Annotated in this window: 19 protein-coding genes; 7 read left to right on the forward strand and 12 right to left on the reverse strand. The window is 59.2% G+C overall.

Features of this window, described 5'->3' with window-relative positions:
- Window positions 1-259 precede the first annotated feature (259 nt).
- The 5 genes from ispF to KI236_RS05145 form a co-directional block, all read right to left on the reverse strand.
- Window positions 260-742 carry a 2-C-methyl-D-erythritol 2,4-cyclodiphosphate synthase gene (gene ispF, locus KI236_RS05125; RefSeq protein WP_212819850.1) on the reverse strand — a complete coding sequence of 161 codons (483 nt, stop codon included), beginning with the start codon at window positions 740-742 and terminating at the stop codon, window positions 260-262.
- Complete coding sequence (gene ispD, locus KI236_RS05130; protein ID WP_212819852.1) at window positions 739-1476, reverse strand: 2-C-methyl-D-erythritol 4-phosphate cytidylyltransferase; 738 nt, start codon at window positions 1474-1476, stop codon at window positions 739-741. Before ispD ends, ispF begins: the two co-directional genes overlap by 4 nt.
- A gap of 165 nt (window positions 1477-1641) precedes the next feature.
- Window positions 1642-2709, reverse strand: a complete 1068-nt coding sequence (locus KI236_RS05135; RefSeq protein WP_212819854.1) for a helix-turn-helix domain-containing protein — start codon at window positions 2707-2709, stop codon at window positions 1642-1644.
- A 123-nt stretch (window positions 2710-2832) separates the two neighbouring features.
- On the reverse strand, window positions 2833-4173 hold the full coding sequence (locus KI236_RS05140) for a butyryl-CoA:acetate CoA-transferase (protein ID WP_212819856.1): 1341 nt from the start codon (window positions 4171-4173) through the stop codon (window positions 2833-2835).
- Window positions 4174-4379: 206 nt separating this feature from the next.
- A complete protein-coding gene (locus KI236_RS05145; RefSeq protein ID WP_212819858.1) occupies window positions 4380-6683 on the reverse strand; it encodes a tetratricopeptide repeat protein in 2304 nt (767 codons plus the stop codon).
- A 606-nt stretch (window positions 6684-7289) separates the two neighbouring features.
- Here KI236_RS05145 and KI236_RS05150 point away from each other — a divergent pair.
- Together KI236_RS05150 and KI236_RS05155 are read left to right on the forward strand one after the other, a co-directional pair.
- The gene (locus KI236_RS05150) at window positions 7290-7640 is read left to right on the forward strand and encodes an Asp23/Gls24 family envelope stress response protein (protein WP_212819860.1); all 351 of its coding nucleotides are present in this window, start codon (window positions 7290-7292) and stop codon (window positions 7638-7640) included.
- 22 nt (window positions 7641-7662) lie between these two features.
- Window positions 7663-9336: a DAK2 domain-containing protein gene (locus tag KI236_RS05155; RefSeq protein ID WP_212819862.1), complete on the forward strand. Its 1674-nt coding sequence runs from the start codon at window positions 7663-7665 to the stop codon at window positions 9334-9336.
- A 160-nt stretch (window positions 9337-9496) separates the two neighbouring features.
- Here KI236_RS05155 and pfkA read toward each other — a convergent pair whose 3' ends face one another.
- Window positions 9497-10474 (reverse strand): 6-phosphofructokinase, encoded by a 978-nt coding sequence (gene pfkA / locus KI236_RS05160; protein WP_212819864.1) that lies wholly within the window; start codon window positions 10472-10474, stop codon window positions 9497-9499.
- Window positions 10475-10612: 138 nt separating this feature from the next.
- Between pfkA and KI236_RS05165 the strand changes: the two genes are divergently transcribed.
- From KI236_RS05165 to KI236_RS05185, 5 genes are all read left to right on the forward strand, one after another.
- Window positions 10613-10873 (forward strand): hypothetical protein, encoded by a 261-nt coding sequence (locus tag KI236_RS05165; protein WP_212819866.1) that lies wholly within the window; start codon window positions 10613-10615, stop codon window positions 10871-10873.
- A gap of 561 nt (window positions 10874-11434) precedes the next feature.
- Window positions 11435-12427 (forward strand): C40 family peptidase, encoded by a 993-nt coding sequence (locus KI236_RS05170; protein WP_212819868.1) that lies wholly within the window; start codon window positions 11435-11437, stop codon window positions 12425-12427.
- Window positions 12428-12775: 348 nt separating this feature from the next.
- The gene (locus tag KI236_RS05175; protein ID WP_212819870.1) at window positions 12776-13636 is read left to right on the forward strand and encodes a transporter substrate-binding domain-containing protein; all 861 of its coding nucleotides are present in this window, start codon (window positions 12776-12778) and stop codon (window positions 13634-13636) included.
- An 87-nt stretch (window positions 13637-13723) separates the two neighbouring features.
- The gene (locus tag KI236_RS05180; RefSeq protein ID WP_228738089.1) at window positions 13724-14455 is read left to right on the forward strand and encodes an amino acid ABC transporter permease; all 732 of its coding nucleotides are present in this window, start codon (window positions 13724-13726) and stop codon (window positions 14453-14455) included.
- Window position 14456: 1 nt separating this feature from the next.
- Window positions 14457-15185: an amino acid ABC transporter ATP-binding protein gene (locus KI236_RS05185; RefSeq protein ID WP_408059056.1), complete on the forward strand. Its 729-nt coding sequence runs from the start codon at window positions 14457-14459 to the stop codon at window positions 15183-15185.
- A gap of 131 nt (window positions 15186-15316) precedes the next feature.
- Here the strand turns inward: KI236_RS05185 and KI236_RS05190 are convergent, their stop codons facing one another.
- From KI236_RS05190 to trpS, 6 genes are all read right to left on the reverse strand, one after another.
- Complete coding sequence (locus tag KI236_RS05190) at window positions 15317-15739, reverse strand: flavodoxin (protein ID WP_212819874.1); 423 nt, start codon at window positions 15737-15739, stop codon at window positions 15317-15319.
- A 36-nt stretch (window positions 15740-15775) separates the two neighbouring features.
- Window positions 15776-16327: a DUF3793 family protein gene (locus KI236_RS05195; RefSeq protein WP_212819876.1), complete on the reverse strand. Its 552-nt coding sequence runs from the start codon at window positions 16325-16327 to the stop codon at window positions 15776-15778.
- A 149-nt stretch (window positions 16328-16476) separates the two neighbouring features.
- A complete protein-coding gene (locus KI236_RS05200) occupies window positions 16477-16872 on the reverse strand; it encodes a Fur family transcriptional regulator (RefSeq protein WP_212819878.1) in 396 nt (131 codons plus the stop codon).
- 256 nt (window positions 16873-17128) lie between these two features.
- Entirely contained in the window at window positions 17129-18127 is a 999-nt protein-coding gene (locus KI236_RS05205) for a GGGtGRT protein (protein ID WP_212819880.1), read from the reverse strand.
- Window positions 18128-18143: 16 nt separating this feature from the next.
- A complete protein-coding gene (locus tag KI236_RS05210) occupies window positions 18144-18836 on the reverse strand; it encodes an iron-sulfur cluster assembly scaffold protein (RefSeq protein ID WP_212819882.1) in 693 nt (230 codons plus the stop codon).
- 326 nt (window positions 18837-19162) lie between these two features.
- Window positions 19163-20167 (reverse strand): tryptophan--tRNA ligase, encoded by a 1005-nt coding sequence (trpS, locus tag KI236_RS05215; RefSeq protein ID WP_212819884.1) that lies wholly within the window; start codon window positions 20165-20167, stop codon window positions 19163-19165.
- Window positions 20168-20214 lie beyond the last annotated feature (47 nt).

Consider the following 20214-nt stretch of genomic DNA (forward strand, 5'->3'; position numbering starts at 1 on the left):
AGGGGCGGACGCCTCTGTTCGCCCGCCGTACCGCACTCCTGGCAAAAAACCATGTCATTGCGAAGCCAGTGCGCACACTGGCTGTGGCAATCCGCCTCCCCCGTCCCCTCGGCCCCCTTGCCTAAAGGGGGCTATCACGGCAAAGCCGTGACTGGAGGATTCTACACCCGCACTTCCCTAAAAAAATTGTACTACACGCATAATACAGTTCTCTTAACCGTATTATACGCATAGTACAGTTCACTTGTCAACCCTTATTTTATCTTCTTTCCACCAGCGCCACCGCGTGGGCCGCCATGCCGCTGCCGTCGCCGGTAAAGCCCAGGTGCTCCTCGGTGGTGGCCTTCACCCCCACCTGCTCCGTCTCGATGCCCAGGGCCCCGGCGATATTGGCGCGCATCTGCGCCCGGTACGGGGCCAGCTTCGGCGCCTGGGCCAAAACGGTGGCGTCCACATTCACCACGGTTACGCTCCGCTTTGCCAGCTCCCCGGCCACTCTTTTCAGCAGCACCAGGCTGGAAATATCGCGAAACTCCTCGCTGCTGTCGGGGAACAGGCTCCCGATGTCCTCCAGCCCAGCCGCCCCCAGCAGGGCGTCCATCACCGCGTGAACCAGCACATCCGCATCCGAATGGCCCTCCAAGCCCTTCTCCCAGGGGATGTCCACGCCCCCCAAAATCAGCCTTCGTCCGGCCGTCAGCCGGTGTACATCGTACCCGTGGCCAATTCGCAAATTTGTCATGCTCTCCCCTCCCGAGCCCGCAAAATAGCCTCTGCCATCGGCAGATCCATGGGGCGGGTGATCTTAATATTTTCACTGTCTCCGCTCACCAGCTGCACCTGCTTGCCCAGCCGCTCCACGGCAGAGCAGTCGTCGGTGATCTCCGCCCCGCAGGTGAGGGCCGACTGCAGGGCCGCCTTCAAAAGCTCCGCCTGAAATACCTGGGGCGTCTGCACCGCAAAGAGGGTCCGCCGCTCCGGTGTAGAGCGCACGATTCCGTTCTCGTCCGCCACCTTAATGGTGTCCGTCACCGGCACCGCCGGGGCCGAGGCGCCCGTCACCCCGGCGCTCTCCACCACCGCGTCAAACAGCTCAGGCGTAATCAGGGGACGGGCCCCGTCGTGTACCGCAATCAGCTCCGCCCGGGGGTCTGCCTCCAAGGCCCCCGCCATCACCGACTCCGTCCGGGTCTCGCCGCCCCGGATCACCTTCACGGGCTTTTGCAGGGCGCACCCTTTGCAAAGCTCCGCCAAAGGCACCAGCAGGTCCTCCCTGGTCACCAAAATAATTTCGTCCGTCCGCTCCGATGCGTCCACCGCCCGGAGGGTATGCTCCAGCACCGTCCCCTCTCCCAGCGGCAGCAGCAGCTTGTCCTTTCCCATTCGCCGGGATTGGCCCGCCGCCACCACTACCGTGGTGCAGAAGGGTCTGGCCGGTTTCCGCAGACCCCGAATTTTATCGAGCAATTTTCCCATGATCTTACCTCCGGAAAACACCACCGAAAAGTTAACATTTTAGGCGGCTGCTGCCAACAGATTCATAGGCTGTCAGCCGCATAAACGTCCGCCTTGAGTGTAACATATCGCCGCCATAAATGCAACAGCAGGCTCCCGACGGAAATCGGGAGCCTGCTCAGTTTATTATTCTCCGAAAACAGCCGCCGCCCAGTCGGGCAGGGTGTCATACCATGTACTCGTCACCTGCCCGTCCGCATAGTCGTAGGCCACCAGAGGCTTATAGTCCCAGTCCGTCCTCACCAGCAGCTCGTTGACGCCGTCCCCGTCACAGTCGGCAATGGTGTAGCCGATGTCGGCCAGCGTCTTCGGCAGACGAAAAATGATGTTGGCATCATAGAGCGTTCTTGCCCCACCCTGATGCTCCGAAGGCCGGTAAAATAAAAGATTCCCTTTCCCTTCCCGCATAAGACAGGTGTTCTCCAGGCCAAAGAGGGGCTTCGCCGTTTCTATATTGTCCACCGCAACGGGCATCGACGTCTGCGTAGTCTGCCCCACTATGCCGGTAAGCTCTCCCCCGCCGGTTCGGTCGTCATAGGTAAAGCGCAGGTAGCTTTGCGTCCATTCAATGCCCGGGCGTAAACCGATATTTTCCGAATCCTCCCAGGACGTGTCGGGAGGCAGCAGCTCCTTATCCGACAGGCCGCCGTCATAGTGCAGATACAGGAGCTTTCCCTCGTATCCCACGACGCATATATACTCCCCCGAATTTTCGGAGCCGGGCATCTGCTCCACATAGAGCAAATCCACCTTGGCGCAGTTCACCTCATGGTGGTGCTTCGCCTCCTGCGCCGCCCGATATTCCCGCACCGCGCGGGGAATGACCAGCACCCCCGCCGCCGCGATCACAACGGCCAGCGCCGCCGCCAGCAGCTTGCTGCCGAGCTTTTTCCTCTGCACCGTTTCTTTGGAAATTTCCATTACGGTCTGGATAGGCTCGCTGTTTCTTTCCTCTGTCATCGTCTGCTCCTTTCCCTCATCCGCAGGCATCCGGCAGCGCAGCAGAGCGTCGATACTGACGGAAAGTGCCTCCGCCAGCGGCTCCAGCAGCGTCACATCGGGGTAGCTCAGCCCCCGCTCCCACTTGCTGACGGCCTTATCCGTCACATGGAGCCTATCGGCCAGCTGCGCCTGGGTCATGCCCAACTGCTTTCGGTTTTCGGCGATGTATGTGCCGAAGATCTGTTTGTTCATAGGCGTCACCTCGATCTTATGATAGCGGTAGAGTAGGCTGCCGGCAACCGACCGGCGGTAGAGTGCAGCCTGCGCACAGGAAAAGGGGGCGGACAGCGCCGTCCGCCCCTGCTGAGCTTTGGTTTATCTTCTATTGTGGGGATACCAGATCTTCTGCTTTTCGGCCTCCCGGATCAGCTCCTCCCTAAAGTCGGGATGGGCGATGGAGATGAGCTTTTCCGCCCGCTCCCAGACGCTGAGGCCCTTGAGACATACGCAGCCGTATTCCGTAACCACATACATGGTATTCACTCTTGTATCCGTGACCACGGAGCCGGTCTGCAGGGTGGGCCGGATGCGGGAGCCCAGGCTTCCGTCCTTATTTTTATGGGTAGAGGACAGGCAGATGAAGCTCTTGCCGCCCTTGGACAGATACGCGCCCAAAACGAAGTCCTGCTGGCCGCCTGCGCCGGAGATCTGCTTGATGCCCGCCGTCTCACCGTTCACCTGGCCATACAGGTCCACATCCACGGCGTTATTAATGGAAATGAAATTATCCAGTGCCGCCACGGTGCGCACATCGTTGGTATAGCTGATGGGCGCAGCCATGCAGGCAGGGTTATCGTCCAGATAGTCGTAGAGCTTTTGGGTTCCGGCGGCGAAGGCGTACACCTGGCGGCCCCGGTCCAGATTCTTGCACATACCCGTCACCTTGCCCGCCAGGGCCAGGTCCACGTAGGCATCCACATACATCTCCGTATGTACGCCCAGATCCTTCAGGTCAGACTCGCACAGCATGGCGCCCACGGTGTTGGGCATACCGCCGATGCCCAGCTGCAGGCAGGCGCCGTTGGGGATCTGCTCCACAATGAGCTTGGCCACGGCCTTATCCACCTCGGTGGCGGGGTTGGAGGGCTGGATACCCATGGGGTCGTTGCGCCCCTCCACGATCATGTCCACCTCGGAAACATGGATGCAGTTGTCAAAGCCGCCCAGACACCGGGGCATATTCTTGTTGACCTCCACGATGACCACCTTGGACTTTTCAATAACAGCCCGCAGATGGGAGGCGGAGAGGCCGAAGTTGAAGTAGCCGTGCTTATCCATGGGCGTCACCTGGAACATGGCCACATCCGGGGGAGTAATGTGGTCGGTATAGTACCGGGGCAGCTCGGAATAACGCATGGGCTCGTGGAAGCCCGCGCCGCTGGCAATGTGGTGACGCTCCACCGCACTCATGTGGTGGGAATTGAAAATAATGTGGTGAACGGGGTCCTCAATGTCAAAAATGGCCGGTTTCCACAGGCTGATGCCGCCTCGGACCTTCACATCCTCCAGCTCCGGGGCCCGCCGGGCCAGAGCCTCGTCCAGCACCCGGGGATGGATGGCGCAGAAGCCGTAGTCCACCCAGTCGCCGGACTTGATGACCTTCACCGCCTCGTCCGCCGTAGTCAGTTTTTGCCGGTATATCTCTTTGTAATCCATATCTTTTCTCCTCCAAGTCTCCTGTGCTTTGCCAAAAGCACTTTTATACATTATAGCACCGGGAATCAGCAAAAAACAGCGTCTTTGTGAAAATAATATCATTTTGGCGAATTGCCTAATTTTTGGCAAAAATCTTTTCGCTGTATTGTGCGGAAATTCGCGCGACAAGGTAAGCTCCGGGGCTTTAGGGGCAAAGTGATTCTGCATCACTTCTTTTGCATTCCCTTCTTTTGGCGCAGGACGCGGCCTAAGAGAACATCGCCGCCCAGAAGAGTGCAGCCGATGAACCAGTAGTCCGCCGCCTCCGGAGGCGCTTCCTCGCCCAGGGTCAAGAGGACCAGGATGCCCGCCAGGATCAGCAGCACTCCCAGGACTATGTACAGAATGCACACGCCCTTGGGCAGCCTCGGCTGACGCTGATTGACCTTATACAGGATAAAGCCGGCGCTGGCCGCAAAAAGCAGGGTAAATACACCGCTGAAAAGCCGCTCCGAGGGAACGCCCCCCCAGATGCCGATGCCCAAAAACGCCGCAAGGCCCAGCAGCAGGACACCGGTGACGCGCAGGGCGGTGGCGGGAAACTTGGGGGCGGCGGGCTTGGCGGACAGACGCTCCAGTCCCTCGGCGGCACCGGGGACATTGTGCTCCTTGGCCAGGGTAAAATATTTCCGGGCCTGGTCTAAATCCTTCTCCACGCCGATGCCCTTTTCGTAGAGCAGCGCCAGGTTTTTCCAGGCCAAGGGAACGCCCATATTCCCGGCTTTTTCATAGAGCTTAGCCGCGCGGGCCGGGTCCGGCGCGCAGCCCAGGCCGTGCTCGTAGCAGAAGGCCAGATTATTGGTGGCGGTATCGTCGCCATTTTCCGCCCCCTTGCCGTAATAGAAAAAGGCCTTGTCCGCATCCTTTTCGCAGCCCAGGCCCCGCTCATAGCAGTAGCCCGCCTGGCACTGGGCGCCGGGGTGGCCCTTGGCCGCGGCTTTTTCGTACAGTGCCAGGGCCTGGGGATAGTCCTGGGGGATGTCCCGGCCGGCAAAATAGAGGTTGGCCAGGCAGTAGGCGGCGGCCTCGTCGCCCAGGTCGATGGCTCGGCGGTAGAGGGAAACGGCCTTTTGGGGATCCTTCTCCACACCCAGTCCTCCCTCATAGCATACGCCCAGGGCCCGGACGCCCTCGGGATAATTCTGCTCCGCCGCCCTGGTGTAGAGCTGCACCGCCCGGGCCATGTCCTTTTCCACGCCCTGCCCATGCTCATAGTGCAGTCCCAGGAAAAACTGGGCTCGGGGATAGTCCTGATCGGCGGCCCGGGCAAACAGCTCTGCGGCCTTCTCCATATCCCGGGAGACACCGCCGCCGTAGCGGTACAGAACGCCCAGATTGCACTGGGCCTCGGGGCTGCCCAGGCGGGCAGACTGTTCGTAAAGCTCCGCCGCCCTGCCGATGTCCTCAGGTACGCCGCGGCCGGCCTCGTAGCACAGGCCCAGCTGGCAGATGGAGGGGGCATGGCCCGCCTCCGCCCCCCGGCGGAAGCAGTCGGCGGCCTTATTAGCGTCCCGGGACACACCGTGTCCGTAGGCATAGCACAGGCCCAGGCGGTACAGGGCGTCGGGATAGCCCTGGTCGGCAGCACGGCTGAAGCACTGGGCGGCCATCTCCGCCGATTCCGCAACGCCGTAGCCGTTGTCATAGCAGCGGCCCAGCAGGTGCCAGCCCCGGGCAAGTCCCATTTCTCCGGCCCGGCGGAAGCAGTCGGCGGCTTTTTCGTTATCCTCCTCCACGCCCTTGCCCAGATAGTACATGACGCCCAGGGCGCACAGGCCGTCGGCGCTGTCCCCCTTGGCGGCTTCGCCATAGAGCAGGACGGCCTTTTTGCAGTCCTCCTCTACGCCGTTTCCGAACTCATAGCACAGACCCAGCAGGTACTGCGCCCGGGCTAGGCGCTGCTCGGCGGCCAGGGAAAGATAGTGGACAGCGGAGGCGTAGTCCTTGGGAACGCCCACGCCCACATAGTACAGGGCGCCCAGGTTGCACTGCGCCTGCGGATAGTTCATATCGGCGGCTTTTTCATATAGGGAAACGGCCTTAGCCAGGTCCTTTTCCGTGCCCTGTCCATTTTCATAGCACACGCCCAGATCGCTCATGGCGGGGGCATAGCCCATGTCGGCACTCTCCTTAAAAAGTGCAAAGGCACGCACCGGATCCATCTTGACCCCGGCGCCGCTGTCGTAGCAAACGGCCTGCCAGTAAAGGCCCACGGGATCGTCCGGCGCGGACTGGCTGAACCAGTAAAAGGCCTGGTCCGGGTCCTTTTGTACGCCGCCGGTACCATAGAGATAGTTCACGCCCATCTGCACGGCGGCGGCACAGTCGCCGCTGTCGGCGGCCTGGCGGCACTCCTCCAGGTATTGCTGACGGCGGCGGTGGGTGTCCGCCAGCTTCAGCAGCTCCGGAGAGAAAACCACCACATCGGGCTGCTGCGGCTCGGACTGGTTGTGGGGATATTGCTCTGCCATGGGAAATCCTCCTTGCGGGGCGCAGGATAAAATGCGCTTTGCGCCCTTTTTCGGCATTTTATCACAAAGTAGGGCGAGGGGCAAGGGGCAGAGAGGAAAGTTGAAAGAGGAACGGGGAAAATGGGGGATTTTTGAGGGTGCGGGGGTTAACGGGCGGCGGGATGAGGCACCCCGCCCTACAATGCACTCTTTAGGCAAGGGGGCCGAGAGGACGGGGTTACGGATTGCCACGGCCAGTGTGCGCACTGGCCTCGCAATGACATGGGGTTTTGCATGGGGTGCGGGGGCTTCCTAAGAGTGCGTAGGGGCGGGGCTCTGCCCCGCCCGCGGGCGACCGCAAGGGTCGCCCCTACGGAGGCATTACCAGCTTGCGGTGGGGAATCGACGGGCGGACAGGGGCATCGGCCCCTACGGAGGGTTTTATGGGGTGCAGGGGTACATTGGGTGGAATTACCGGGTGAGATTGGGGATGATATGGGTGGGGATGAAAATTTGGGGCTTGTGCTTTTTATATTTTTGTATTATAATGAAGTGCTAATATGTTTTATTACTACCATTTTGCGTTACTCTGCAAACCGATATCCTACGAAGAAAGGAAGTTTGTTTATGGTTAAAGTCCTTACGGATCAGGGCGAGATCGGCATCAGCAACGCCGTTTTCACCACCATTACCGGTGCCGCCGCCACCAACTGCTTCGGCGTAAAGGGCATGGCCTACCGCAGTATGACCGACGGCATCGTCCATCTGCTGCGCCCGGAGGCTATGAGCAAGGGCGTGAAGGTCACCTACAACGATGACAACACCGTTTCCATTGAGCTGCACATCATCGTGGAAAACGGCGTGAATATTGCCACGGTATGCCGCTCCATTATGGGAGAGGTCAAGTATGTGGTGAGCAAAAACACCGGCGTGGAGGTCCGCGATGTGAATGTATGCGTGGACTCCATCACCATGTGACGCCGCCAGAAGGAGAAGCTACATGACTGACAGAATCAGCGGCAGCGCATTTAAGCAGATGGTTCTTTTCGGCGCTGCCTGTATCACCATAGAACGAGAAGCCATCAACGATCTGAATGTTTTCCCCGTGCCGGACGGAGACACCGGCACCAACATGAGCCTGACTATCCAGACCGCCGCCACGGAGCTGAAGAAAAATCAGCCTGTGTCCGTGTCCGACGCCGCCTCCATCACCGCCTCCGCCCTGCTGCGGGGCGCCCGGGGCAACTCCGGCGTTATCCTCTCGCTGCTCTTTCGGGGGATGTCCAAGCATCTCAAGGGCATGGAGGAGGCCGACGGCGTACGGCTGGCCGGGGCTATGAAGGAGGGCGTGACCACCGCCTACGGCGCGGTGATGAAGCCCGCCGAGGGCACGGTGCTGACGGTCTCTCGCCTGGCGGCGGATCGGGCCGCCGAGGCCGCTCAGGAGTGCAACAGCGTAGAATATGTGCTGCAGGAGGCCATCCGGGCCGGGCAGGAGACTCTGGCCCAGACCATTGATATGAACCCGGTTCTGAAAAAGGCCGGTGTGGTTGACGCAGGCGGAAAGGGGTATTTGGTGATCCTGGACGGAATGCTGCGGGCCCTGCGGGGCGAGGCGATCCCGGAGGTGACCGGGGAGCCGGCGGAAAGCAAGGCGGACTTCTCCGCTCTCAGCGAGGAGGAGATCACCTTCACCTTTGACACGGTGTTCATCGTGCGCAAGTGGGAAAACACCTCCATTGAGCCCCTGCGGGCCTATCTCAGCACCATCGGCGACTGCCTGGTCATCGGTGAGGACGACGAGGCGTTCAAGGTCCATGTGCATACGGATATTCCCGGAAATGCCTTGACCGAGGCCCAGAAGTACGGCACTCTGGAGCTGGCAAAGATCGAGAATATGCGCACCCAGTACGAGGCCGTGGCCGCCGGGCGCAAGGCCCAAAGCACCGACGACCTGGACGAGGTAGAGCGGGAGCTGGAGAGCATGGAGGAGCCTGCCAACGCCCCGGCGGAGAAGCGGTACGGCTTTTTGGCTGTGTGCGCCGGCGAGGGGCTGGCCACGGCGTTCCGGGATCTGGGCGTGGACCGGATCGTGTCCGGCGGACAGACCATGAATCCCTCCACGGAGGCCATTTTGCAGGAGGTAAACCGGACACCCAGCGAGGTGGTGTTCATCCTGCCTAATAATAAGAACATCATCATGGCGGCCCAGCAATGCGTGGGGCTTACGGATAAGCAGGTCATTGTGGTGCCCACGGCCACGGTGCCCCAGGGTATTACGGCCATGATGAATGTGGACCTGGAGGGAGACGATCCCCAGGCCATTGCCGAGGCCATGGCCGAGGCCGCTCAGGCCGTGACCACCGCCCAGGTGACCTACGCCGCCCGAAATTCCGACTTTGACGGCTTCGCCATCAACGAGGGGGACTATCTGGCCCTGGAGGACGGAAAGCTCTTCGGCACCGACCGCAGCATTGAACCGCTGCTGGCAAAGCTGGCGGAGGACGCCAAGGCCCGAAGCGCCGAGTTTGTGACGATCTTCTACGGCGAGGATGTGACGGAGGAGGACGCCCGGAAGGCGGAGGCCGTCTTTACCGACACCTGTCCCGACGCAGAGGTCAGCGTGCTGGCCGGTGGGCAGCCGGTGTACTATTACATTGTGTCCATTGAATAAGATACAAAAACTGACCCCCGGCGGGGCTTTTCCGCCGGGGGTCAGTTTTTGTTGGGGAGACGGGGGTACGGATTGCCACGGGCGCTTTGCGCCCTCGCAATGACAGGTTGTACGAAGTGCGATGCGGCGGGCCGATGTGGTCATCGGCCCCTACTATTTTTTACACGCCGGTCATGGTTTCCATGACGGCCAGCTCTTCCGGGTCCAAGGTTTTTTGCATACGCAGGCCCTCGTCTATATCCATGTCGATAATGCGTCCGTCCCGATAGCAGATGACCCGGCTGGAGCGGCCCTCGGCCAGGACGCGAACGGCCTCCACGCCCATGCGGGTGGCCATAACCCGGTCATGGGCCGTGGGACTGCCGCCCCGCTGAATGTGGCCCAGGATGGTGACCCGGGGATCCAGCCCCAGCTCCCGGCGTATCTCATCACCCACGGCGATGCCGCTGGCGGCGCCCTCGGCCACCACGATCATGAAGTTGGTTTTGCCCCCCAGGCGGGCCCGACGGATCTTCTCCACCACCTGATGTTCAAAGTCATAGGGCACCTCGGGTACCAGCACGGCGGTGGCGCCCACGGCCATAGCCACATACAGGGCCAGATACCCCGCATGGCGGCCCATAACCTCCACCACAGAGCAGCGCTCGTGGGACTGCATGGTGTCCCGAAGGCGGTCAATGCACTCCACGGCCGTGTTGGCAGCGGTATCGAAGCCGATGGTATAGTCGGTGCAGACAATATCCTCGTCAATGGTGCCGGGGATACCCACCACCGCGATGCCGCGCTTGCTCAGCTCCTGGGCGCCGCGAAAGGTGCCGTCGCCGCCGATGGCCACCACGCCGTCCAGTCCCAGAAGCTTGCAGGTATTCACGGCCCGCTGCTGGCCCGCCTCGGTGCGGAACTCGTCGCTGCGGGCGGTATAGAGCATAGTGCCGCCGCGGTTGATGATACGGCTGACGCTGGCGGAATCCATGGGCATAATGTCTCCGTTAATAAGCCCGCTCCAGCCCCGACGGATACCCACGCACTCGATGCCCCGTCCCAGGGCCGAGCGGACCACAGCCCGGATGCAGGCATTCATGCCCGGAGCATCGCCGCCGCTGGTGAGGACGCCGATGCGTTTCACTGCGTTTTCCATTGATGAAATGACTCCTTTCGGAATGATTTTTTTCGATTATACCATACTTATGCCGGAATGTGAATCCTGTATTTTGGGTTGCCGGGTGGGGTGGGGCGTGGTATACTTATTTAATATTGATATGTTAGGAGGACAGACATGCATCCGGATTTTGCGGTTTTAACGCCCCGGTGGTTCAAGCGGGCGTTTGTGTATACGGGGAGTATCGGGGAGTTCCGGTACCGGTTTGCCAACGACAGTGAGAACCATTTGATCCACGCCGCCGTATATACCCATTTTTGTTATGAGGTGGCCACGGATGTGGAGGAAAAGGATTTTTCCTGGGATGACGCCGGCGTAGAGGAGCTGAAGGGGTGGCTCCAGCAGAAGTGGGAGGAGAAAAGCAACAAGAGCGAGTGAAGTTTTTCAGGGGACGGAGATTACAGATTGCCCCAGGCGCTTTGCGCCCTCGCAATGACAGGTTACAAGAAATGCGGTGGCGGCGGGGCCCATGTGCCCCGCCGCCACAAAATATAATGTAGGGCAGGGCCCGCGTGCCCTGCCGGGGTGCAGTGGTTATCGGGCGGCGGGGTGAGGGCACCCCGCCCTATGGAGGTGTATCGTGGAGGTGCGTAGGGGAGGGGCTCTGCCCCTCCCGCGGGCGGGGAAATCGGCGAAGCGCCGCCGGTGGCGGATGCAGCGAGCCGGTTTCGAGGAAGTGCCCCGATTGGCGGACACGACAGTGGCCGGGAATCGGTTGGCACGACGGTGGGCAAGAGAACCCCGCCCCTACGGAGCGTTGCATGGAGTGCGGTGGGCTGTGGATGTCAAAAAGTTGGGTGGATTTTTGGTAATTTTTAACCATTTGAAAATTTTGTTATTATTTTGTAATTTTTGTGTAGCTTTTTTGATAGACTTGTGTTATACTAAGCTTCGTTAGCGAGAGAACCCACACTCCCAACGGAAGAAGGTCCTTACTTTATGTCAAGAAAGTTATGCAGTCTTTGTTTGGCGGTAGCCGTGTTTATTTCCACCCTGTCCATTGCCTACGCCGATGATATGGCGCGGGTAGAGCCGACGGAGGGGGATTATGCGCTGGCGGTGGCCGCCTTGGCGGACGCAGGGCTGGACACCGGCTTTGTTTCCGGCCGGGCCAGCACCCAGCGACTCTATGAAAGCGGTCTGCCTGCGGGCGGACAAGACGCTTCCCTGAATGAATTACAGTTTTTGGCTCTGGACGAGATGGAGGCGGAAGCCCTCTCCCGGCAGGCCCAGCGAGAGCAGCTGGCTGCGAACCTGGCGCTGCTGGATCAGTATGACGGCGTGAAGCTGGCAAGCAGCGCCACCGTCTACTCCGATGCGGGCAGCACCGACAGCGGCCACACCATCGACTCCGGCAAGGTAGCCCGGCTGGAGGATATTGACGCCACAGGCCGGTGGTACCTGGTCTCCTTCAGCAGCTTCAGCGGCTATATTTCCGCCGATGTCTGCACCCCGGTGGACTACAGCGAATACGACGGCACCGATGCCGTGCGCACCCAGGCGGAAATCGATGCCCGGACCAAGACCTCTTACTCCGTGTCCTTCGGCTCCGGGGTGGTATCCGGCAGCAGCAATCTGCGCAGCGCCATTGTGGACTACGCCTATAGCTTCCTGGGCACGCCCTATGTGTACGGCGGCGCCAGCCGCTCCGGCACCGACTGCTCGGGTCTGACCATGCAGCTCTTCGCGCAGTACGGCATCTCCCTGCGCCATGGCTGTGCAGCCCAGTATTACGCCAGTCAGCCCGTCTCCCGGTGGGAGCTGCAGCCCGGGGATCTGGTGTTCTTCTACTCCGGCCTCGGCCATGTGGGCGTCTACATCGGCGGCGGTCAGTTCATCCATGCCAGCGACAGCGGTGTGGTGGTGGCCTCCCTGTACAGCAGCTACTGGGCCGGTAATTACTACGGCGCAGGACGCATTTTGGTCGACTAAAAAGTACATATCCTCTCTTTATGGAGGAAGCCCCAAAAACGGGGCTTCCTCTTTTTCTGTTTCGTGGGGCGGGATACCAAGGTAGAAGGTTCCATGCCGCATATATGTATAATTATTCATATATGCAGGATATTCCTTGTGAATTATGCTGTGGATTTTCTGATTCTCTCTATTTTCAAGGGTGATTTTTCACAAAACAAGTAAAAACTGCGAATTTTTATGCAAAAACCTCTTGACATTCATGCATATCGGGCGTATAGTATGCATTGTCAAGGGGAAATCCCCCATCTATATACCGCACGGTGGTTCCAACAGAGCCACTTCATAAATTAGAAAGGAAAGATGATAATGAAAAAGTTCGTATCCCTGCTCCTGGCCCTGCTGATGATCGCGAGCCTGGCAGCCTGCGGCAAGAAAGCCAATGATGACAAAACCACCGACGATTCCCTCTCCATTCTGGAAAATGTTGTAACCTGGAACGATGTGGAGCCCTACCGCGTTCTGGTGCAGAAGGGCGACCCCAAGGGGCTGCTGCCCGGCATCAACAAGGCCATCGCTGAGCTGACCGCTAACGACGGCGCCAAGATCAAGGAGATCGAGGAGAAGGTTGCTTCTCAGGATGTCAACACTCCCGATTCCGTGGGCACTGAGCTCCCCGACACCGCGCCTAAGAGCGAGAGCGGCAAGCCCGTGCTGGTCGTTGGCACCAGCCCCGACTATCCTCCCTACGAGTTCTACTCCGATGCTGCTATGACCCAGTTCGCCGGCATCGATGTGGAAGTGGCCAAGTTCATCGCTGACTCCATGGGTATGGAGCTGCAGATGGAGGCTATGAACTTCGATAACCTGGTGACCTCCCTGGGCAACGGCGACTTCGACATGGTGCTGGCCGCCTGCGAGTATAGCGAGGAGCGTGCCCTGGCTTGTGACTTCTCCGACCCCTACTACACCGATCTGCCCCCTGTCATTCTGGTAAAGACCGCCAACCTGGACAAGTATAAGACCCTGGACGACATCAACAAGGCCGGCGTCATTATCGGTGCTCAGAAGAACACCACCAAGGCCAATGCCGCTGCGGATATGTTCCCCGAGGCTGCTAACGGCATGGTGCTGGAGGCCCTGGTTCCCACCCTGATTACGGAGCTGAAAAATGGCACCATCGACCTGCTGGTGCTGGACGGCAATGTGGGCATGAGCTATATTAAGTAATCTCCCCTGCTGATAACTGCACGCGTGCAAGGCTCCAGCCTTGCACGCCTGTGCGCTGTACAGAACTTTTGAAAGGATGCTCCGTCTATGTCGTGGAATGATATGTTTGTCAACATGGGCAACACCAATTTCTTTAATTTTTCGTTTTTACCTAAATACGCAGGAGCCTTTGTACGGGGCTTTGAGTATACCCTGCTGCTGGCGGTGGTATCCGTGCTGCTGGCTGTGATTCCCGCCCTGCTGCTGGCTCTGATGCGTCTAAGCAAAAATCGGTTTATCAAGACAATCGCCGGGGCATACATCGCTCTGTTCCGCTCCACTCCCCTGCTGGTACAGCTGTCCATCATCTACTTCGGTTTGTTCCACTACATTCAGCTGCCCCGGACCCTGCTGTTTGGCTTCATAGCCATTAACCGTTTCGTACCGGGCGTGGTAGCCCTGGCTCTGAACAGCTCCGCCTATGTGGCTGAAATTTTCCGGGCGGGCATCCTGGCCGTGGACAAGGGGCAGACGGAGGCCGCCCGGTCCCTGGGCCTGTCCTCCTGGCAGAGCATGCGTCTGGTGGTGCTGCCCCAGGCTATCAAGAATGTGCTGCCCGCCCTGGCCAATGAGGTGGTAACCATGGTGAAGGAAAGCTCCATCTGCTCTGTTTTGGGCATGGCGGAGATTATGTACACCGCCCAGGCCGTGGCCGGAAACAGCTACATTACCCTCTCCCCCTATGTTCTGGCGGCAATCATCTATTTCTGCATCAACTACCCGGCCTCCAAGGCCATCGAAGCCATTGAAAGGAGGATGCGTCGTGGCGACAAGCAATAAGCTGATCTCCGTGCAGCACCTGGTGAAGGAGTACAACCATGGCACCGTGAAGGCGCTGAACGATTGTAACCTGGACATCGCGCAGGGGGAAGTGGTGGCCATCATCGGCCCCTCGGGGTCCGGCAAGTCCACCCTGCTGCGCTCCCTGAATCTGCTGGAGGAGCCCACCGGCGGCCAGATCTTTTTTGACGGTGTAGACCTGGCGGATAAGTCTGTGGACATCAACCTGCACCGGCAGAAGATGGGCATGGTATTCCAGCATTTTAACCTCTTTCCCCACAAGACCGTGCTGCAAAACATCACCATGGCGCCCCTGGCGCTGAAGAAAAAGACCCCGGAGGAGGCGCAAAAGCAGGCCATGGAGCTGCTGGAGCGCATCGGCCTGGCGGACAAGGCGGGCGAGTATCCCAATATGCTCTCCGGCGGCCAAAAGCAGCGTATCGCCATTGTGCGGGCCCTGGCTATGGACCCGGAGGTGATGCTCTTTGACGAGCCTACCAGCGCCCTGGATCCGGAAATGGTGGGTGAGGTGCTGGACCTGATGCGCAGCCTGGCCAAGGAGGGCATGACCATGGCGGTGGTGACCCACGAAATGGGCTTCGCCCGGGAGGTAGCCGACCGGGTGGTGTTCATGGCCGAGGGCAAGATCCTGGAGGAGGGCAGCCCCGCAGAGCTGTTCGACAGCCCCAAGGATCCCCGTCTGCAGGATTTCCTGAGCAAGGTGCTGTGAGAGGACACCAGCAGTCAAAAAATTTCATGGACCCCCAACACGATTTCAAGAGCGCCCGGCAAGAAAAAGACTTGCCGGACGCTCTTATGTTGTCAAAACGGAGATATTCAGCCCCTCCCCGGGGCTGCTTCTCAGGCAGCCAAGGCCTTTCCGAGGGCGCGGCAGGCCTCCAGTGCCGTCTCGTCGGGCGCTTCGGCGCAGACCACGCTCTCGCACACCAGGTTCAGCCCCGCATCGTCGCAGTCTTTTTCCCAGCTGCGCATCCACTGGCCGTCGCCCCATCCGTAGGAGCCGAACAGTGCCGCGCGTTTGCCGCTGAGGCTGCGCTTGCACGCATCGAACATCGGCTGAAACTCCATCTCCTCCAGCACCTCGCTGCCCATGGCGGGGCAGCCAAAGGCGATGGCATCGTAGGCATTCAGGTCTCCGGCCTGCACCTGGTCGGGCGTCAGCAGCACAGCCTCTGCGCCGGCGTCGGTCATACCCTGGGCAACGGCCTGGGCCATCGCCTCCGTATTGCCTGTACCGCTCCAATACACAACAGCAGTTTTCATTTTCGTAGATTCCTTTCTTATAATGGATTTATAGAATCAAACCGCGACGGCAAGCTGCTCAAGCCTTGAGCCGCTCTGCCAAAGTGCGCAGTAGATCTCCGTGCATTTTCTGTATTTTGCGAATAGTGTACGGGCCTTTTCCTCGTCTCCGTAGACCTTCCAAAGCCCCGCGCACTTGAAGCCGCAGGCGCGGTGGTCAATGAAGCCCTTCACATCCTCCGGCGGATAGCTGAGGAACAGCCCCACCTCGTGGGGGAATTCCCCGCTCTCCCGAAACCGGCAGACAAGCCTTGCCACACAGCGCGCGCAGCTCTCCTCGCCATAGCCCGCCTGCCGCAGCAGCTGGGCCGCCTGTGCATCCCGCAGGTCCCGCCGTAGCTCGGCAGGCCGGTAGAGGTAAAGGAGCGCCTGGCCACCCGAAAAGCGGATTGGCAGCAGACAAAGGCCCTTCGGTGACAATCTCCGGTTCAGTCGCCGTATATCGGATAGCAGCGCCCGGCGGTCCTCGCAGGGGCAGGGAAATAAGCTCCCTGTCTTGATCCCCGCCAGTGTCGGCGCACCCTGTCGAATCAAAATTTCTTCGCACATTTTCTCATGCCTCCTTTGGCAGTAGTATGCGTAAATTTTCTTTGATGTTTCCGTTTTTCTATTAGTTAGACGCGTCTAACTAATGGGCTTTTGAAAAGCCGCCTTAGCGGCTTTCCTTACGGATCGGGTCGTTGCGCAGTCTTGCAGTCTTAGCGCTCCTGACGCTCCCCCACGATGCTTTTATTTTTCTGCTCTCTGCAGGCGGGGCAGATATAACGGATCCGGAGATCGTAGGAGAGGATCTCCTGCCCCAGGGCCTGCTGGATCTGGCTCTGCATATCCGGCAGACGAACATCCGAAATTCTCCCGCACCGGCTGCATATCAGGTGGTCGTGCCGCTCCGTCCGGTCATAGCGGTCCGGCGAGCCCGGCTCCGTGATGCGCAGCAGCTGTCCCTCCTCCGCCAAAGCGTTCAGATGCTTGTATACCGTACCCAAGGCGATGTTGGGATGCACTTTTTTCATCTCCAGGAACACCTGCTCTGCCGTAGGATGCCGCTGCAGCTCCCATACGGCGCTCAATATTTCCTCTGCATATTTCGGCATACGACATCCCTCTCAAAAACAAGAATGATTCTTATTCTTGTTTTTATTATACTTATATTCCTCCGTTTGTCAAGGGTTATCAGTCTATCCGCCGAAAATTTGTGTTTTCCTTTGGCTGTCCCGGCCCCTGGCATATGCGGTTTAAGCGTGGGGTATATAAAATGTAGGAGCGGTATAGGGATGGTGTTTTTTCCCCTTTACCGCTCCTACTTGCGTCTAAAATATAATATTTATGCGGCTCTGCAAGCCTATCGCCTTACTTAATAGCTTCTGCCACAGCCACAGCCACGGCCACGGTGGCGCCCACCATGGGGTTATTGCCCATGCCCAAAAAGCCCATCATCTCCACATGGGCAGGCACAGAGCTGGACCCGGCGAACTGGGCGTCGCTGTGCATACGGCCCATGGTGTCGGTCATGCCATAGGAGGCAGGGCCGGCGGCCATGTTGTCCGGGTGCAGGGTACGGCCCGTACCACCGCCGGAGGCCACGGAGAAATACTTCTTACCCTGCTCGATGCACTCCTTCTTGTAGGTGCCGGCCACAGGATGCTGGAAGCGGGTGGGGTTGGTGGAGTTACCGGTGATGGACACATCCACGCCCTCGAAGTGCATGATGGCCACGCCCTCGCGCACATCATCCGCGCCGTAGCAGCGGACGCTGGCCCGCTCGCCCTCGGAGTAGCGGATCTCCCGCACTACCTTCAGCTCACTTGTGTAGTAGTCAAACTGGGTCTGCACATAGGTGAAGCCGTTGATACGGCTGATGATCTGGGCGGCGTCCTTACCCAGGCCGTTGAGGATCACGCGCAGGGGCTCCTTGCGGGCCTTGTTGGCGTTTTTCACAATGCCGATGGCGCCCTCGGCGGCGGCGAAGGACTCGTGGCCCGCCAGGAAGGCGAAGCACTTGCTCTCCTCGCTGAGGAGCATAGCGCCCAGGTTGCCGTGGCCCAGACCCACCTTGCGGTCCTCGGCCACAGACCCGTCGATGCAGAAGGACTGCAGGCCCACGCCGATCAGCTTGGCAGCCTCGGCTGCGGTCTTGACTCCGGCCTTCAGCGCGATGGCCGCGCCCACGGTGTAAGCCCAGCAGGCATTTTCGAAGCAAATGGGCTGGATGCTCTTTACGATCTCATAGGGGTCAAAGCCCTTGGCCTTGCAGATTTCCCGGCACTCCTCCACGGAGCCGATGCCGTACTGAGCGAGGACGCCGCTGATCTTGTCGATTCTTCTTTCGTAGCTTTCAAACAGTGCCATAATTTCGCCCTCCTCCTTATTCCTGTCTGGGATCGACATACTTCGCCGCATTGTCGAACTGACCATAGTGACCCTTGGCCTTTTCCAGGGCGGTGGCTGCGTCGTCGCCCTTCTTGATAAAGTCCATCATCTTGCCCAGACTGATGAACTCGTAGCCCACGATCTCATCGTCCTTGTTCAGAGCCACTCTTGTCACATAGCCCTCGGCCATCTCCAAATAGCGGGGCCCCTTTTCCTTGGTGGCAAACATGGTGCCCACCTGGCTGCGCAGGCCCTTGCCCAGATCCTCCAGGGAAGCGCCCACCGCCAGACCGCCCTCGGAGAAAGCGGACTGGGTACGGCCATACACGATCTGCAAAAACAGCTCCCGCATGGCGGTATTGATAGCGTCGCACACCAGGTCGGTGTTCAATGCCTCCAGAATGGTCTTGCCGATGAGAATTTCGGATGCCATAGCAGCGGAATGGGTCATGCCGGAGCAGCCGATGGTCTCCACCAGAGCCTCCTCGATAACGCCGTTTTTCACATTCAGCGTCAGCTTGCAGGCGCCCTGCTGAGGAGCGCACCAGCCGATACCGTGGGTGAAGCCGGAAATGTCGCCGATCTCCTTAGCCTGGACCCACTTTCCCTCCTCGGGAATAGGCGCAGGGCCATGATAAGCGCCCTTGGCGATGGGGCACATATGCTGCACTTCGCTGGTATAGATCATAATAGCCAAATCCTTTCTATGTGATATGTTTCTGCTGTTCTCAGTTCACTTCGATTATAACAAATATTTTCCTTCTTTGCAAGGAACTATACATTATAACATCTTCAGCGTGTCAAAAAGCCTCGCAGAGTTTGCCGCCCGCAGGCGGCAAAGAAATAAAATCATTTTCTCTCGCGACATGTGCGTGAGAGAAAATACCTCTCGGGCTGCCAGTGTGGAATTTGTCCGTAAAAGACGGACAAATTATGCGCGCAGCAGACCGCAAGTCTTTTGTCGGAAAAACCCGGAGGGTTTTTCGACAGTCTCATCTTGATATGATCTCGCCCTTACTTCGCCACAAACCCTATCTTGCGGTATACCTTGCTCAGGGTCTTTTGGGCCAGGTAGGCAGCGTGCTCCGCTCCCTCCTTGTAAACGCTCTCCAGGTACGCCTTGTCCTTCATAATGCGCTCGGACTCCTCCCGCAGGGGCCGCAGCAGCTCCACCACGGCCTCGCCCACAGCGGGCTTGAAAACGCCGTAGCCCTGGCCTGCGAACTCCGCCTCCGCCTCCGCCAAGGTCTTGCCGGTGGCGGCGCAGTAGATGGTCAGCAGGTTGGAGATGCCGGCCTTATTCTCCTTGTCAAACTTCACCGCCGTCTCGCAGTCGGTAACGGCGCGCTTAAACTTGCGCATGATGTCCTCGGGCTTGTCCATCATAAATACGCATCCGTCGGGGTCGGACTTACTCATTTTGCTTTCGGGATTTGCCAGGCTCATGACCCGGGCTCCCATTTTGGGGATAAAAGCACCCGGCAGGGTAAAGGTATCTCCGTACACGCTGTTAAACCGCTGGGCAATGTCCCTTGTCAGCTCCACATGCTGCCGTTGGTCCTCTCCCACCGGCACCAGATCCGCCTGATACAGCAGAATATCCGAGGCCATCAAAACCGGGTAGGTGAACAGTCCCGCGGTGATATTGTCCGCGTGCTGCTTGGCCTTGGCCTTAAACTGGGTCATGCGGCTCAGCTCACCAAACTGGGTGTAGCAGCCCAGCACCCAGCTCAGCTCCGCGTGCTGGGGCACATGGCTCTGGATGAACATGATGTTTTTCTTGGGGTCCAGGCCGCAGGCGATGTACTGGGCCAACTGGTTCACACTGCGGCGGCGCAGGGTAGCCGGGTCCTGCCGCACGGTGATGGCGTGCATATCCACGATGCAGTACAGGCAGTCATATTCCTCCTGCAGATCCACCCAGTTGCGAATGGCTCCCATGTAAGAGCCCAGGGTCAGCTCTCCGCTGGGCTGAATACCGCTGAATATCCGCTTTTTCTTCTCCACTGTGTTCTCCATTCCTTCATTACTCCTTCCGTAAACAGGGCCGAAGCCCCATTTTATTC

The organism is Vescimonas fastidiosa, from assembly GCF_018326305.1.
GTDB lineage: Bacteria > Bacillota > Clostridia > Oscillospirales > Oscillospiraceae > Vescimonas > Vescimonas fastidiosa.

Excerpts from the sequence above, each read along its gene's own strand:
- ispF (WP_212819850.1), bottom strand. The coding sequence starts at position 742 with ATGACAAATTTGCGAATTGGCCACGGGTACGATGTACACCGGCTGACG.
- ispD (WP_212819852.1), bottom strand. The coding sequence starts at position 1,476 with ATGGGAAAATTGCTCGATAAAATTCGGGGTCTGCGGAAACCGGCCAGA.
- KI236_RS05135 (WP_212819854.1), bottom strand. The coding sequence starts at position 2,709 with ATGAACAAACAGATCTTCGGCACATACATCGCCGAAAACCGAAAGCAG.
- KI236_RS05140 (WP_212819856.1), bottom strand. The coding sequence starts at position 4,173 with ATGGATTACAAAGAGATATACCGGCAAAAACTGACTACGGCGGACGAG.
- KI236_RS05145 (WP_212819858.1), bottom strand. The coding sequence starts at position 6,683 with ATGGCAGAGCAATATCCCCACAACCAGTCCGAGCCGCAGCAGCCCGAT.
- KI236_RS05150 (WP_212819860.1), top strand. The coding sequence starts at position 7,290 with ATGGTTAAAGTCCTTACGGATCAGGGCGAGATCGGCATCAGCAACGCC.
- KI236_RS05155 (WP_212819862.1), top strand. The coding sequence starts at position 7,663 with ATGACTGACAGAATCAGCGGCAGCGCATTTAAGCAGATGGTTCTTTTC.
- pfkA (WP_212819864.1), bottom strand. The coding sequence starts at position 10,474 with ATGGAAAACGCAGTGAAACGCATCGGCGTCCTCACCAGCGGCGGCGAT.
- KI236_RS05165 (WP_212819866.1), top strand. The coding sequence starts at position 10,613 with ATGCATCCGGATTTTGCGGTTTTAACGCCCCGGTGGTTCAAGCGGGCG.
- KI236_RS05170 (WP_212819868.1), top strand. The coding sequence starts at position 11,435 with ATGTCAAGAAAGTTATGCAGTCTTTGTTTGGCGGTAGCCGTGTTTATT.
- KI236_RS05175 (WP_212819870.1), top strand. The coding sequence starts at position 12,776 with ATGAAAAAGTTCGTATCCCTGCTCCTGGCCCTGCTGATGATCGCGAGC.
- KI236_RS05180 (WP_228738089.1), top strand. The coding sequence starts at position 13,724 with ATGTCGTGGAATGATATGTTTGTCAACATGGGCAACACCAATTTCTTT.
- KI236_RS05190 (WP_212819874.1), bottom strand. The coding sequence starts at position 15,739 with ATGAAAACTGCTGTTGTGTATTGGAGCGGTACAGGCAATACGGAGGCG.
- KI236_RS05195 (WP_212819876.1), bottom strand. The coding sequence starts at position 16,327 with ATGTGCGAAGAAATTTTGATTCGACAGGGTGCGCCGACACTGGCGGGG.
- KI236_RS05200 (WP_212819878.1), bottom strand. The coding sequence starts at position 16,872 with ATGCCGAAATATGCAGAGGAAATATTGAGCGCCGTATGGGAGCTGCAG.
- KI236_RS05205 (WP_212819880.1), bottom strand. The coding sequence starts at position 18,127 with ATGGCACTGTTTGAAAGCTACGAAAGAAGAATCGACAAGATCAGCGGC.
- KI236_RS05210 (WP_212819882.1), bottom strand. The coding sequence starts at position 18,836 with ATGATCTATACCAGCGAAGTGCAGCATATGTGCCCCATCGCCAAGGGC.
- trpS (WP_212819884.1), bottom strand. The coding sequence starts at position 20,167 with ATGGAGAACACAGTGGAGAAGAAAAAGCGGATATTCAGCGGTATTCAG.